The sequence below is a fragment of the Neorhizobium descurainiae genome, from assembly GCF_051400715.1.
Classification (GTDB): Bacteria; Pseudomonadota; Alphaproteobacteria; order Rhizobiales; family Rhizobiaceae; genus Neorhizobium.
This window is the reverse complement of sequence record NZ_JBLFFK010000008.1, coordinates 250,446-264,337: the sequence shown is the minus strand read 5'-3', so window position 1 is coordinate 264,337 and position 13,892 is coordinate 250,446. Positions and strand designations below refer to the sequence as shown.

The window sequence follows — 13,892 nt, the reverse complement described above, 5'->3', positions numbered from 1 at the left end:
AACGGAGCGGGCCGACGGAGCATGGCTGCGTGGGTGCGCCGCTTCCTGCCGTTCCTGTTCCAGCCCGCGTCGCAGGGCGCCCTGCCTACCCTCTACGCGGCGACCGACCCGGCAGCGCGGGACGGCGCCTATTATGGCCCTGACGGGCTGGGCGGGATGCGCGGCTATCCAGTCGAGGAAAAACCTCCCAGACAAGCGCTTGATATGGCCGCCTCGGTCCGCCTTTGGGAAGTCTCACAAGAACTCGCTAATATAAAGTTTGATTGACCTGTTCCTTATGAGCTTCGAGCGATCATGCCATATTTTCAAAGCCAATCGGCCAAGGTCATCCTGATCACCGGCTCCGGTCGCAGTATCGGTTCAGCGCTGGCTATCGCCGCCGCTGCCGAGGCGCGTGCGGCAGCCAGCTTATTCCGCCATTTCAGTCGATCGAGAGGACTTTGACATGATCGAGCGTAGAACAATACTCGTTGCCGGTGCCGCCGTGATGGCCTTTTCCTGCGCCGATCCTGCGGTTGCGCAGACACCTAACAAGGTCGTCGGGACATGGCGAATTGTCTCTGCGACAGTCGAGGTGAACGGGACGACGTCGCTTCCCTATGGTCCCGAGCCTCAGGGAATACTGGTGTTCACGAGCGACATGCATTTCGTCGAGTTTCTGCACGACCCGCGCATCCCGCGTTTCATGTCGAACGAGCGGGGCGGCGGAACCGACGAGGAGAACAGGGCCGTCATGGCCGGCACGCTCGCCTTGTATGGCCGCTATACCGTCGACGGGGACGGCAACTTCAGCGGAAACACTGTCGAGGGTTCGTCCTTTCCCAACTGGATCGGCGATGTTCGAACGACGAATGAATTGACCATGATGGTTGAGGGCGACCGGATGATCGAGAACTTTCAGCGCCCCGGCGGGGCCAGGGTGACGATCATCTTTGAGCGTGCACGCTAGACTAGATCGACGCTTAGGCTAGGCAGTTCTTGACACGCGATCCATTCTCAAAGGTCCGTGATATTGTCGCGGTCGTCCGGAAGTCGATCGCAAGGCGCCTTCGGTCGCGCCTATCGTTGCTTCTTCGGCGTTTGGAGCTAAGCATTAGCCGCCGGTTCGACACCATTTCTGGTCGCGGATGTATTCGAGGAAAGCCCGCACGGCCGCGCTCGTATGCCGCCGGCTCGGATAATACAGATACCAACTCGGCAGCTTCTGCTTCCAATCGCTGAGCAATTCGATGAGCCTGCCTTGTTCGACATCGTCACGGACATAATCCTCGAACAGATGAGCTATACCCGATCCCGCAAGCGCGGCCTGCAGCTCCTGATGGGCGGAACTCAGAGTCAACCGGCCTTTCGGGGTAATTTCCACTTCCTCGCCGTCCCTCTCAAATTTCCACGTCACCATGGTTCCGCCGGGGAAACGGCGACGAATGCAGTCGTGCTGCAAGAGATCGCGCGGTGACTCAGGGCGACCGCGCTTGCGAAGATAATCAGGCGCGGCCACGATCGCATATCGCAAGGCGGGCCCCAAGGGCATGGCGATCATGTCCTGGGCGAGTTGATTCCCGAAGCGCACGCCGGCGTCGAAACCCTGCTCGACGATATCGATGATCGCAGCGTCGCTGACGATCTCGACGTTTACGTCGGGATAGATTTTCATGAATTCAAAAGCCAGGGGGCACAGAACGTGGTCGGCGGCCGGACCCGGTGCATTGATCCGCACGGTGCCGGATGGGCGCTCGCGAAGCTGATTGAGATCGTCGATCGCTGTTCTGATGTCGTGAAGGGCGGGCCTTAGCCGCTCGAGAAGCTGCACGCCCGCTTCAGTAGGCGCGACGCTGCGTGTCGTTCGGTTCAAGAGCCGGATGCCCAGCGCTTCCTCAAGCACGCTGATCGATTGGCTGATAGCGGACGACGAAACGCCCCTGCCAAGCGCAGCCGCTCTGAAGCCGCCACAGCGCACGACGTCCTCAAAGATCTCCAAGCTGTCAAGGCGTAGTGGTCGCATTGCAAAGTCCTGCTTAATAAGCTGATCCATTTTGATTAGCTTATCCGCGCGCCCGATCTGTGTCATCCCTAGAGAAATAAAACGCTGCGCCTGCGATCAGGTATTTGGAAGGGATCAAAAGCATGGGTGAAATCACACTGAATCGCAGGAGGATCATGCTGACAGCCGCGTCGGCCGTCACGGGACTGATCCTGCCGACCGGCAGGGCCTTTGCGCAGGCTGCTCCCGCCGCCTCGCCCCCGGCCCAGGGTGGAAATGCCGGCCATTACCGCTTTCGCGTCGGCGACATCTCGGCGACCGTGTTGAGCGACGGGCTGATCGGCGGCCCTCCGCGGGTCTATGCCAGCGATGCGCCGGAGGCGGAACTGCAGAAGGTCCTGAGGCACGCCTTCCTGCCGGCCGACCGCCTGACGCTCAATCTCAACACGCTTCTTATCGAAACGAACGGCAGGCGGGTCCTCCTCGAAGCCGGTGCCGGGCAGACCATGGGCCCACAAGGTGGCCGCGTCTTCGAGAACCTCGCCGCCATCCGTTTGACGCCCGAGGACATCGACGTCGTGGTCGTCTCGCACACGCACCCGGACCATGTCGGCAACCTTCGAACCGCCGACGGCGGCAAGGCATTCCCGCGGGCGACCGTCTATGCGCCCCGTGCCGATTGGGACTTCTTCGTCCGCAACGATCCGGACCTTTCCTATATGCCGGTGCCCGAGGATTTCCGCCGCAATTTCGCAGCCGCCATCAAGCGGAGCGTCGAGCCCGTCAGCAGCGGGATCGAATTGTACGAAGCCGGCGCGGAGATCGTCCCTGGGCTGACCACGCTTCCGGCATTCGGCCACACCCCCGGCATGGCGAACTTCCTTGTTCAATCCGGGAACGATCAGCTCCTGCTGACGGCCGATCTCGCCTATCACCCGATCGTCAATGTCGACCGGCCCTGGGTGCCTGGGCCGGATCGCGACAAGGACACCGCCCTCGCCTCCCGCCGCCGCATCTTCGACATGGCGGCGGCAGACCGGCTCCTCGTTCTCGGTTTCCACTATCCCTTCCCCGGCCTTGGGCGCATGCTCAAGACGGACGCCGGCTATGCCTGGGTCCCGATCAACTGGCAGTTCTGATCCGGTGAATAACGGAGGCCCGCAATGACGACATCAAGGCGCGCACTTCTTTCGGGTTTTCTCGCCATGCCGCTCGTGCCGCTGACCGGAGCGATCGCCGTTGGACAGGAAGCGCCGTCGCTGCCGCTGACGCGCGCCTGCGTCGACGGCGATGAACCGACGCCTGCCCGTGAGGCCGGTCCGTTCTTCAAGCCGAACTCACCGCTGAAGCAGGATCTCTATCTGGAAGCGCCGCGGGGCGAGCGCATCACCATCGCCGGCCATGTCCTCGACGAACGCTGTCGCCCCACGCCGCGGAGCCTCGTTGAGATCTGGCAAGCGGATGAAAACGGCGAGTACGATCGCCGGGGCTTCCGCCTGCGGGGACATCAATTCGCCGACGAGCAGGGACGCTGGTGGTTCAACACCGTGGTGCCGGCGCTCTATCCGGGACGCACGCGACACTTCCATTTCAGGGTTCAACGGCCGGGCGGAGATGTCCTGACGACGCAGCTTTTCTTTCCGGGCGAACCGGGCAACGCACGCGATCGTATCTTCGATGAAACACTGCTCATGACGATCAGCCCCGCCGGCGACGGTCAGTTCGCGCGCTTCGACTTCGTGGTCTGAGCCACGGGTATTTCAGCCAACCAGGTCGTGCTCGTCACCGGCTCGCCCAGCCGGAGCACGCCGAGGTCCGTGCATGAGCAAGCTTACAAACGAGGAGATTATTGCATGAGCGAACAGCAGGATTCCGGTTTCAGCCGGCGCGGCTTCATCGGCGCTTTAGGCACGGGAGCCACCATACTGGGTACAACACCTTTCTTTTCCGGTCAGGCCCACGCCCAAGGCCAGCCGGGCGCGCCGGCGGCGGCCTCCATGGCATCTGCACGAACGCGAACGATTCCGGGAACGCAACAGACCCTCACCACACTCGGTCTCGGCACCTTCCTGACCTTTGACGCCCGCCCGGGCGACGACCGCAGCAAACTCGGCGAGGTCTTTCGGCGCTACGTCGCGGGCGGTGGCCGGGTCATCGACACGTCGCCCCTCTACGGATCGGCGGAAGTCTCCGTTGGCGCGTTCCTGGCGGGCACACCGGAGGCATCCGAGATTTTCGTCGCCAACAAGATCTGGTCGACCGGCGAATATCTCGGCGATGAAAGCCATGCCCTGGCAAGTTTCGAGCAGTCGAGGCTGCGCATCTGGCGCGACACGATCGACCTCATGCAGTGCCACAGCATCGTCAACGCACCGGTAATCCTGCCCCTCATGCAGGCCTGGAAGAAGGAAGGACGCATTCACTACGTCGGCGTGACCCACCATGAATCCGGCGCGCAGGATCAGCTCGCCGAACTCGTCGAACGTGGCGGTGTCGATTTCATCCAGACGAACTACTCGATCTTCAACCGCAGCGCCGAGCGCCGCCTGCTGCCGGCCGCCGCCGACCGCGGGGTCGGCGTCCTCATCAACCTTCCGCTCGAAAAAGCGCGCCTGATGAAGGTGGTGGAAGATCGCCCGCTGCCGGACTTCGCGCGGGAATTCGAAGCCGCGACCTGGGCGCAGTTCTTCCTCAAGTGGGTCATGGCGCATCCGGCGGTCACGACAGTGCTGTGTGGCACCTCGAACCCGGAGCATGCCGAGGACAATGTCCAAGCCATGTACGGGCCCTTGCCGGACGAGGCGATGCGCCGGCGCATGGTGCAGCATATGGAGACGATCCCGGGTTTCGCCGATATCGGACGAATGCCCTGGTATCCCGACAAGGACGCCCAATATCAAGGATTGATCCGGGCGGCACAAGCAACAGCCCGTGCTCGTACGGGCCAATGAGCTTTAAAACTCGAAAACAGATGCTCTCACGAACTATTCCGTAATGACGTTGCGACTTGCAAGCGAGCGTAAGGTTCGGCATGTGCTCCGACCGGTCGGATCTCCGCCGGCGCGCCTCCATCTTTACTCAACGGGCTCATGCTGCCGCGATGAGAAGCGGACAAGGCGGAAAGGAATGGGGCGCCTGCGCCTGATCCGGTAGACCGCGGCAGGCGGAAGGTTGGCGAGCGTGCCGCCGATCCGTTCCGCCTCGAGCCCCAGATGATCCAGCAATCTGGGCGGAACCGGGCAGCGCGGGCCGTAGGTGAACTGATAGAAGGCGCCGTCCGGCCTCATCTTGCGGAATGCGCCCGTAAGGATCGCAATCACCTTGCGGGGCGGCATCGACAGGACAGGCAGCCCGCTGACGACGGCGCCGGCCTGTCTCCCGTCGAAGAGATCGACCATCCGCAGGCGGGCGGCATCCATCCAGAGCGTACGCGCTCCGGGGAAGCGGAAATGGAGCGCGGCGGCAAACTCGGATCCGAACTCGATCAGCGCGAGGTCTTCTTCTCTGACGCCGCGGGCGATCAGGGCGCGCGTGAACGCGCCGGTGCCCGGCCCGAGTTCGATCACCGGTCCGGTGGCCTGCGAGATTTCGGAGGTGATGAGGCTGGCCAGCGCCCGTCCTGACGGCGCAACTGCCGCCACGCGCAGAGGGTTTCTGAGCCAGGCTTGAAAGAAGCCGAACGCCTCGGCCACATGCTGTTGCTTCATGGCAAATTATCTCGATCATGTTTCTTGACCGGCGGCGTGATTATTGGCGCGCCGCCGCGAGGCGTCGTCAGGTCTCGCATGGCGCGACACCCAGTGTGCGGCGGGCGCCAACCCGCCGTGCGATCCAGAACAGGGTCGTCTCCGCAACAAGCAGGGCATTGACTGATCTCCTCTGGAGAAGGGTGGGACCACCGGAGGCGCCCGCTTTTCGCGGCGCGCCTCCGGTGGCTTTGAAGGCCGCCAGCAGATCGACGGGACCAGCGGCGGCTCTCGTCGGATCGGCGGGAACGGGGTGCTTCCCTGATCCGAGGCGAGCACATGCGTTTACGTCGCGGCGGAACGCAGAACGGTCCGCGTTTGGCGTTCTCCGATGGTTTCGGTGACGGCCAGCGGCAGCGAGCGTATCCGCCGGCCGGTGGCGGCGTGGATGGCATTGGCGATGGCCGCTGCGACGGGCACGATACCCGGCTCGCCCGCGCCGCCCGGCGGCAAGCCGCTGTCGACGATCGCGACCTCGACCGCCGGTGCGTTGGCCATGCGCTGCATCGGGAAATCGTGGAAGTTCGATTCCGTCACGGCGCCGCCATCGAGCGTGATCGCGCTCATCAGCGCGGTCGTCACGCCGAAGACGACGCCGCCCTCCATCTGGGCGATGACGGCGTCGGGGTTGATCACCATCCCGACATCGATCGCGCAGAAGACGCGGTCGACCGTGATCTCGCCGTCTTCCGCCACAGTGACCTCGGCCACCTGCGCGATCACGCTTCGGTAGCATTCCTCGATGGCGATGCCGCGCCCGCGCCCCGACGCCATCGGGCTGCCCCATTCGGCCAGCTCGGCGACCCGGTTCAGCACCGCGAGATGACGCGGGCTGCCCCGCAGAAGCGCCCGGCGATAGGCCAGCGGATCCGCTTTGGCGGCCAGGGCGCATTCGTCTATGAAGCTCTCGGTGAAGAAGGTGTTGAACGAGAAGCCATTCGACCGCCAGAAGCCGATCGGCATGTGGCTGGGAACGTTCTGGCTGCGCATGCGTCGGTTGGGGATGGCGTAATGGAGCTTGTCCAGCCCTTCGACCGACAGGGAATCCCCATCGGCACCAGGGTTCACGGGCAGGTTGCGGCTGGCGACCGACTGGATGATCGATTGCGCCGCAACCAGCGCATCGTAGGCCACGGGCAGACCGTCCGGCCCCAAGGCAGCGCGCAGCCGCGCGGCGGCATGGCTGCGGAAGAGGCCGCGTGCGATGTCTTCCTCGCGCGGCCAGATCAGCTTGACGGGCCGCCCGCGGTGCCGGGCCGCCAAGAACGCCGCTTGCGCGACGACATCCTGATCGCTGCGGCGACCGAAGGCGCCTCCATTCATCGTGATGTTGCAGGTGATGGACGTCGGCTCGATCCCGGCCCAACCGGTCCCTCTCCGCACTCCCGAGCGCACGCCCAATGGCGACTGGGACGGCACCCAAGCCTCCGCCGATCCGTCCTGCCGCACGATCACCGTCGCATTCATCGGCTCCATGCAGGCGTGTGCCAGAAAGGGCACTTCATAGGCGGCCTCGACGACGGTTGCCGTGCTGTTGGCGATGGCCGCTTCCGCGTCGCCCTCGTTGATGTTCTCGTAGGGGGCATCACTGGCGAGCGCGCCCTGCAGCCGTGCGGACATCTCAGCGCTGGTGACGCCGTTCGCCTCGGTTTTTGTCCAGGCGATATCCAGCAGCGAGGCGGCCTGCTCGGCCCGCCACCAGGAATCGGCCACCACCGCCACCTGACGCTCATCGATGATCGCGACATCCTCGACGCCGGGCTGGACTCGCACCTCGGCCTCGTTCGCGATGCGGGCTACCTGCGCGCCGAACACCGGCGCATGGCGGATCGAGGCATGGAGCATGTCGGGCAGAACGACATCCATGCCGAATACCGGCTCGCCCCGGACCTTGGCAGGCAGATCGACACGCCGTTGCGACTTGCCGATCAGCCGCCACTCGGCGGCGGGTTTCAATACGGGCTCGTCCGGCGGCGGCAGGACGGCGGCCTCGCGGGCGAGTTCGCCATAGGAAAGGCTGCGGCCCGAGGCCTCGTGCCGGACGAAGCCGTCGGCGGTCGTGAGTTGCGCCACGGGCACGCCAAGGCGCGCCGCCCCGGCGGCAAGCAGCATCTGGCGGGCCGCAGCACCGGCCACGCGCATCGGGTGCCACAGCGCCATCGTCGAGGACGATGCGCCGGTCGAGATGAAACCAAGCAGGCCGAGTACGCGCCGTCCCACCCAGACCGTGGGTCCGCCCGCCTCTTCCGGGCGTTGTTGAAGCACATTGAACCAGTTGGCATAAGCCGGAAGCGGCTCGACCGGGAAGGCCACGCTGATCCGATCGTCGAAGGGAATGTCCAGTTCCTCTGCCACCACCATGGCAAGTCCGGTATGGATGCCCTGCCCCATCTCGGTGCGCGGGACATTGACGACGACGCGGCCGTCGTCATGGATCGTGAGGAAGGCATTGAGAACCGCGCGGTCGCCATCGACGAAACCGTCGAGCCCATCGACGTCGACGGTCGCCAGATAGCCGACACCGCCGACGGCGGCGACAAGGGCGGTGCCGCCAAGGGCCGCGCCGGTGATCAGGAAGCCGCGACGGGAGAGAAAGCGGGGCATGACTGTCTCCTCAGCGCTCGGCCAGCATGGTCGCGGCGCGATGGATCGCGCGGCGGATACGGGGATAGGTGCCGCAGCGGCAGATATTGGTGATCGCCTCATCGATGTCGGCGTCTGTCGGCCGCGGGCTCACCTCCAGCAGCGCCGTGGCAGCGATGATGAAGCCGGGCTGGCAAAATCCGCATTGCGGCACCTGCTCGTCGAGCCACGCCTGCTGCAATGCCGAAAGGGCGCCGTTCGCCTGAGCCAGCCCCTCCACGGTCACCACCGACGCGCCCGCGACGGAACCGACAGGCGTCACGCAGGAGGGGGTGGACTCGCCGTCGATGAGGACGCGACAGGCCCCGCATTGGGCAACGCCGCATCCGTATTTCGGACCGAGCAGCGCGAGATCCTCACGGAGCACCCATAGGAGGGGCTTATCGGCATCCGTCTCGATGCTCATCCGCGTCCCATTGACCATCAAGTCAACCATGCAGTTTCTCCCTTCGCGAAATCTTGCGGGTTACGGCCGCTGCTGCGTCCGGCAGTCACGGCCGCCCGAGATAGGCGGCGATGCGCTGGTTTGCGATCAGCATGGCGATGCCGGTGAGCAAGCCCACCTCGGTGTCGCTGAGATCGAGGTCTTCCTTGATTGACTCGGCCAGGACGAAGGGAAGCATCCGGTCGATCTGGGAAGTGGCGCTGACGAGAAACAGCGTAATAAGCAGCGCAACGGCCCGCCGGGCCTCAAAGTATTCATCGCCGCTCGCATCGGATATACTGGGCAGTACATCTTGCCCATCTATTGACGACGCGGCGATTTCTGTCATGTTTGGCGCTTCCCTGGCTGTGATTGGCATCACCAAGCTAGAGGAAGTCTCCAATGACCAGAATGCCCGATACCTCAATAAACTTGCCTATTCCTACAAGCGACCATATGCTGCCGGCTGAAGGGCGAGTGCTGCGCTGGCCTCGAAACCAACCGGAGGGCCGCGTGTCGTCATCGCTTCTTGGCGGGGTCACCGCTTACATCGAAAGCCAGGGCGGCGGCGAGGGGCTGTTTCCGACGCAGATCGAGAGCGTCAACATCATCCGTTCCTACCAGCAGCGGATGCCGATGCGGCAGATCTACCGGCCGTCGCTCTGTATCGTGGCCCAGGGAGCGAAGGAAATTCTCTTCGGCGAGGACACGCTTCGCTACGGCGCCATGGAATGCCTGGTCGTCAGCATGGAGATGCCGGCCAGCGGGCGGGTCGTCGATGCAAGTCCGCAGGTGCCCTATATCGGCGTCACCATAGATCTCGACGTTGCGATGTTGCGCGACGTGCTGGAGCAGTTGGAGACGCCCCCCGTCCCGCCTGCCACGCCCGGTCCGTGCGTGTTCGTCGGGAAGGTCGACGAGCCTTTGGCGGAATGCGTGCTGCGGCTGATCCGGATGTCGCAGACGCCGAAGGCTATCCCGATCCTCTATCCATCCGTCATGCGCGAGGTCTGCTACTGGCTTCTGACCGGCCCGCATGGCGCCGAACTCTGCAGTCTGGCCTCGGCGGAATCGAATTTCATGCGGATCGCCAAGGCGATCTATTTCCTGCGCGCCAACTTCACCCAGACGCTGCGAGTGGAGCAGATGGCCGAGGTGGCGCGCATGAGCCCGTCATCGTTCCATCAGCACTTCAAGCAGCTCACCTCGGTGACGCCGCTTCAATTCCAGAAGCAATTGCGCCTTCTCGAATCGCGTCGCCTGATGGTGGCGGAAGCTGCAAGCGTCGAGGAAGCCGCCTACAAGGTCGGCTACGAAAGCGCGTCGCAGTTCAGCCGTGAATACTCCCGGATGTTCGGCGTCGCGCCAAAGCAGGACGCCCTGAACCACCAGCGTATGTATAGCCAGTACGCCAGCCGCAAGGCTCGCCGCGCCTAGGCGCGTGTCTCAGGAAGCCGCTCCGTGCCGCCGCGGCTCGGAGCGAGACTTCCTGATATGCCGAGGCGACAGGACGCTGCCGCGATTGCCGCATCTTCGGTAGGCCTCCGGCCACCAACGCCGGCCGATGACGCAACGCGGTCGAAACCCCGGCTCGATATGAGGGCGTCAGAGGTCGTCCCGTGGCAGTTCGACAAGGGAGTGCGCATCGACGCCTTTGGAATATCGCCGCGGCGACAGCCCCATGACACGCGTAAAAGCCGTGTTGAATGCATTTTCGGATTCGTAGCCGACGGCGCGCGCGATGCGTGCCAGCGTTTCGCTGCCTGCTACAAGCCGCTCGGCAGCCAGCATCATCCGCCAGCGCGTGAGGTAGGCGACCGGCGTCTCTCCCGTCTTCTCCCGGAAACGTCGCGCGAAAACGGTTCGTGACATGCCGGCGCGGGCGGCGAGTTCTTCGAGCGTCCCACCATGTCCCGGATCGGCATGGATCGCCCCGATGGCGGCGCCGACCTGCGGGTCGGCCAGGCCCGCGAACCAGCCGATCTCCGCGCCGGATTGCTGCGACAGATGGAGGCGGAGCGCCTGCGCCAGCATTATATGCGCAAGGTGCTGCGCCACGAGAGACGCGCCCGGCCTCGCTTCCCGCAATTCCTGCATCATCAACTCGATCGACCAGCGAAGCGCCACCTGGTCCCCGGCAGCCTTGAGGTGGATGACGGGCGGCAGCGTTCGGAGCAGCACGTCAGCATGCCGACCGCTGACTTCGAACCGGCTTCCGGCCAGCAGCACGTCGCCGCCGCCATTGTAGGTGACGGTCTCTCCGTCCCGGTCCGGCGCAAGGGCTTCGCTTGCGAGCGTCGGCGCCAGCGCCGGGTCGCTCGAGATCCGCACCGGACGCCCGCTCGGCAGGACGAAGCAGTCGCCGGCGACGATTTGGACCGGCTCTCCGGCGTCCTCGAGCATGAGCCAGCAACTGCCGCGTATCACGGCGTAGCACTTGATCCTTCCAGCAAGATCGTCGAGCCGCAGCGACCAGTCGCCGCCGGCGTCGAACCCGGCGGTGATGTAGCTGCGCGGCTTCAGCAGCGAGAGGATTTCGGAAAGCGGGTCCATAGGAAAGGTACGATCGCGAAGGAAATTGAGACTTTCAGCTAGAGTGCGTACCACGGATCGCGGATATCTTCCGCTCTAAATCGACAGTTCGATTGTCCATACGGAGAGAAAAGATGAAAGCCGCAGTAGTTACGGATTTCGGCCAGGCACCCGCCTATGGCGATTTCCGAGACCCCGTCGCGGGTGAAGGAGAAACGATCGTGCGGGTTCACGCTGCGCCGCTGAGCCCCATCGTCAAGGCGTTGGCGTCGGGCAGGCATTACACGAGCGGCTCCCAGGCCGGCTTCGTACCTGGCGTGGATGGCGTCGGCACTGATCCGGAGGGCCGGCGGGTCTATTTCCTATTCCCCAGGGCACCCTTCGGCTCGATGGGCGAGCTGACGCTGGTCTCGAAAGAAATGCTCGTCGCCATCCCGGACGATGTCTCCGACGTTCGCGCCGCGGCGGTCGCGACCGGCGGCCTGGCATCATGGGTTGCCCTGACGCGCCGGGCGCCGATCCAGCCGGGTTCTACCGTGCTCGTCAACGGCGCGACCGGCGCTGCCGGCGGCATGGCGGTGCAGGTCGCGCGGCACTTCGGGGCAAACAGGATCATCGCGGTCGGTCGCAGCCGCGAGCGGCTGGACCGGCTGGAAGTCGAAGCGCGAATTGCTCTCGACGCCGCCGCCGACGAGGCATTGCGCGCCGAGTTCGACCGCGGGGTCGATGTCGTGCTCGACTTTATCTGGGGTGAGCCTGCCAGCCGGGTGATCGCGGCCGCGACGAAGAATCGCGGTTCCGGAATGGGCGAACCGAGAGTGCGGTACGTCCAGCTCGGCACCGTCGCCGGCGACGAGATTTCGCTCCGCGGCGATGCTTTCCGCAGTTCGGGGCTCGAACTGATGGGCAGCGGCATCGGCAGCGTCGCCATCCGGGATTTGTTGGCCGGCGCCCGCGAACTTCTGACGGAGACGGACAAGGCAGGATTCGATGCCCCCGTCACGACGCTTCCGCTCACGGCCGTCGCCGACGCGTGGGCCGGCCCTTCTGACGTTCGCTATATCCTATCCCCGGCGGGCCACACGTCGAACGGCTCGGACAGCAAATCGACACGGCGTGGGGTCAGGTCGAATTCGAACGTGATGCCGGGATAGTGCCGGGAGATGATCTCTTCCTCGACCTTTGCAAGGAAGCCGCGGCTTTCAATCCTGCCTCAGACCGGCAACCCGCTCTGCTTTCGAAGACTTTTGTCGAATGCAGATTCAGGGACGAAACGGCGCAGAAAGCTGACTTGGCGCGCCATTTTTCCCGCCGCATAGCGCCTCCTCGGAGCGGAAGCGGTCGCTGCTTTCAACACCGTCCCGGCTACGATTTCGGGGGCATCGCCCGTTTCGATCGCTTTCCGCAGCACCTCATTCATGCCGACGCGCGCAGAGTCATAGATATCAAGCAACTGATCCGGCTTGGCGAGATTTTCTTCAAACGGCGTGCGGGTATAGGCGGGCTCGACCAGCACGACGCGAATTCCGAAAGGACGCAATTCGTGGTCGAGCGATTCGGAATAACCCTCGATGGCATGTTTGGTCGAGGCATAGAGCGCGGAATAGGGGGCCGGTATCAAACCCAGCACCGAACTCAAGTTGACAATCCGGCCCTTCCCCTGACGTCGCATGGCCGGCAGCACTGCGTTGGTCACGCGGAGAACGCCGAAGACGTTCACGTCGAACAGCGCCTGGGCCTGGGCCATCGACGATTCCTCCGCGCCGCCGAGCAAGCCGACGCCTGCGTTGTTGACAAGCAGGTCGATGCGCCCGGCTTCGGCCAGCACGTCATCGACGAGTTTCGCGACCGACGCGTCATCGGTGACGTCGCAGGCCAGCATGGTGACGCCGTCGGATCTTTCGCCAGCCGCGCGACGGCTGGTTCCGAACACGCGAAAGCCCGCATTCTGCAGGGCTTTGGCCGTCGCGTGCCCGATGCCGGTGGATGCCCCCGTCACCAGGGCGACGCCGAGATTGGTCTTGTTCATGGAAATCACGTCTTTCTTTGTGCCGGATTGCCGGCTGCGGCGTGTGCACAAGTGGAGATGGGGCGCATGCCCAGGCGAGCCGATGAGGCCACTACTCGGCAATGGCCCCGACTTGCTGGTTGGACTTCGACCCCGCCTCGGTGACGGTAAGCTTGCCGCCCGAGCGCGAAATCTCGAGGCTCCGGCCAGGCTCGCCCGATTTTCCGGGCACGGATATCGTGGCCGACTGCCCTTCGGCGAGAGTGGCCGAGAAGCGCACCGGATTCCCGGCCTCTCCTTCCGCCATCGTTGCGATCACCCGATAGCCGTCATTTTCGGCGGTGTAGTAGAAGACGCCATGAAAACCGCCGAGACGGATACTCTCCCCCGCCATGGCGGACAACTCGCCGGCATGCAACTGAGACGCGGCCAGGCCGAGCGCCGCCCCGCCACCGATGAGGCCGATCATCGCGAAGCTCCGTTTGGATGGCGCGGATCTCGACCGGTACGGGGCGCCAAGATTGGTCGTGTTCATGGAAGTACCTCTTTCTTTGTGCT

13 protein-coding genes and 2 pseudogenes are annotated in these 13,892 nt (G+C 64.3%); 7 read left to right on the top strand and 8 right to left on the bottom strand.

All coding sequences use genetic code 11. From position 1 onward, the window contains the following. Both ACMGE0_RS16745 and ACMGE0_RS16740 read left to right on the top strand, forming a co-directional pair. Positions 1-267, top strand: a pseudogene (locus ACMGE0_RS16745) (short chain dehydrogenase); the annotation flags it as partial. 178 nt (positions 268-445) lie between these two features. Next, the gene (locus ACMGE0_RS16740; RefSeq protein ID WP_436816998.1) at positions 446-949 is read left to right on the top strand and encodes a lipocalin-like domain-containing protein; all 504 of its coding nucleotides are present in this window, start codon (positions 446-448) and stop codon (positions 947-949) included. Positions 950-1,093: 144 nt separating this feature from the next. Here ACMGE0_RS16740 and ACMGE0_RS16735 read toward each other — a convergent pair whose 3' ends face one another. After that, positions 1,094-2,068 (bottom strand): LysR family transcriptional regulator, encoded by a 975-nt coding sequence (locus ACMGE0_RS16735; protein WP_436816997.1) that lies wholly within the window; start codon positions 2,066-2,068, stop codon positions 1,094-1,096. A gap of 89 nt (positions 2,069-2,157) precedes the next feature. On the opposite strand from ACMGE0_RS16735, the gene ACMGE0_RS16730 reads away from it, so the two are divergent. The 3 genes from ACMGE0_RS16730 to ACMGE0_RS16720 all read left to right on the top strand — a co-directional run bounded on the left by ACMGE0_RS16730 (position 2,158) and on the right by ACMGE0_RS16720 (position 4,932). Next, on the top strand, positions 2,158-3,120 hold the full coding sequence (locus ACMGE0_RS16730; protein WP_436816996.1) for an MBL fold metallo-hydrolase: 963 nt from the start codon (positions 2,158-2,160) through the stop codon (positions 3,118-3,120). 24 nt (positions 3,121-3,144) lie between these two features. After that, the gene (locus tag ACMGE0_RS16725; protein WP_436816995.1) at positions 3,145-3,729 is read left to right on the top strand and encodes a dioxygenase family protein; all 585 of its coding nucleotides are present in this window, start codon (positions 3,145-3,147) and stop codon (positions 3,727-3,729) included. Between the two features lie 105 nt (positions 3,730-3,834). Further along, positions 3,835-4,932: an aldo/keto reductase gene (locus ACMGE0_RS16720; RefSeq protein WP_436816994.1), complete on the top strand. Its 1,098-nt coding sequence runs from the start codon at positions 3,835-3,837 to the stop codon at positions 4,930-4,932. A gap of 123 nt (positions 4,933-5,055) precedes the next feature. On the opposite strand, the gene ACMGE0_RS16715 is transcribed toward ACMGE0_RS16720, so the two are convergent. The 4 genes from ACMGE0_RS16715 to ACMGE0_RS16700 all read right to left on the bottom strand — a co-directional run bounded on the left by ACMGE0_RS16715 (position 5,056) and on the right by ACMGE0_RS16700 (position 9,143). Then, complete coding sequence (locus ACMGE0_RS16715; protein ID WP_436816993.1) at positions 5,056-5,688, bottom strand: class I SAM-dependent methyltransferase; 633 nt, start codon at positions 5,686-5,688, stop codon at positions 5,056-5,058. 324 nt (positions 5,689-6,012) lie between these two features. Then, positions 6,013-8,331, bottom strand: coding sequence for a xanthine dehydrogenase family protein molybdopterin-binding subunit (locus tag ACMGE0_RS16710; RefSeq protein WP_436816992.1), 2,319 nt, complete (start codon positions 8,329-8,331; stop codon positions 6,013-6,015). A gap of 10 nt (positions 8,332-8,341) precedes the next feature. Further along, on the bottom strand, positions 8,342-8,806 hold the full coding sequence (locus ACMGE0_RS16705; RefSeq protein ID WP_436816991.1) for a (2Fe-2S)-binding protein: 465 nt from the start codon (positions 8,804-8,806) through the stop codon (positions 8,342-8,344). A 55-nt stretch (positions 8,807-8,861) separates the two neighbouring features. Beyond that, positions 8,862-9,143, bottom strand: a complete 282-nt coding sequence (locus ACMGE0_RS16700; protein ID WP_436816990.1) for a hypothetical protein — start codon at positions 9,141-9,143, stop codon at positions 8,862-8,864. 164 nt (positions 9,144-9,307) lie between these two features. Here ACMGE0_RS16700 and ACMGE0_RS16695 point away from each other — a divergent pair, with 164 nt between their 5' ends. Continuing rightward, positions 9,308-10,231: an AraC family transcriptional regulator gene (locus tag ACMGE0_RS16695; protein WP_436816989.1), complete on the top strand. Its 924-nt coding sequence runs from the start codon at positions 9,308-9,310 to the stop codon at positions 10,229-10,231. Between the two features lie 168 nt (positions 10,232-10,399). On the opposite strand, the gene ACMGE0_RS16690 is transcribed toward ACMGE0_RS16695, so the two are convergent. Further along, positions 10,400-11,347: an AraC family transcriptional regulator gene (locus ACMGE0_RS16690; RefSeq protein ID WP_436816988.1), complete on the bottom strand. Its 948-nt coding sequence runs from the start codon at positions 11,345-11,347 to the stop codon at positions 10,400-10,402. Positions 11,348-11,460: 113 nt separating this feature from the next. Here ACMGE0_RS16690 and ACMGE0_RS16685 point away from each other — a divergent pair. Beyond that, a pseudogene (locus ACMGE0_RS16685) lies at positions 11,461-12,063 on the top strand (quinone oxidoreductase family protein); the annotation flags it as partial. A 476-nt stretch (positions 12,064-12,539) separates the two neighbouring features. Here ACMGE0_RS16685 and ACMGE0_RS16680 read toward each other — a convergent pair. Then, positions 12,540-13,355, bottom strand: coding sequence for an oxidoreductase (locus tag ACMGE0_RS16680; RefSeq protein WP_436816987.1), 816 nt, complete (start codon positions 13,353-13,355; stop codon positions 12,540-12,542). Between the two features lie 91 nt (positions 13,356-13,446). Next, positions 13,447-13,803, bottom strand: coding sequence for a hypothetical protein (locus ACMGE0_RS16675; RefSeq protein WP_436816986.1), 357 nt, complete (start codon positions 13,801-13,803; stop codon positions 13,447-13,449). Positions 13,804-13,892 lie beyond the last annotated feature (89 nt).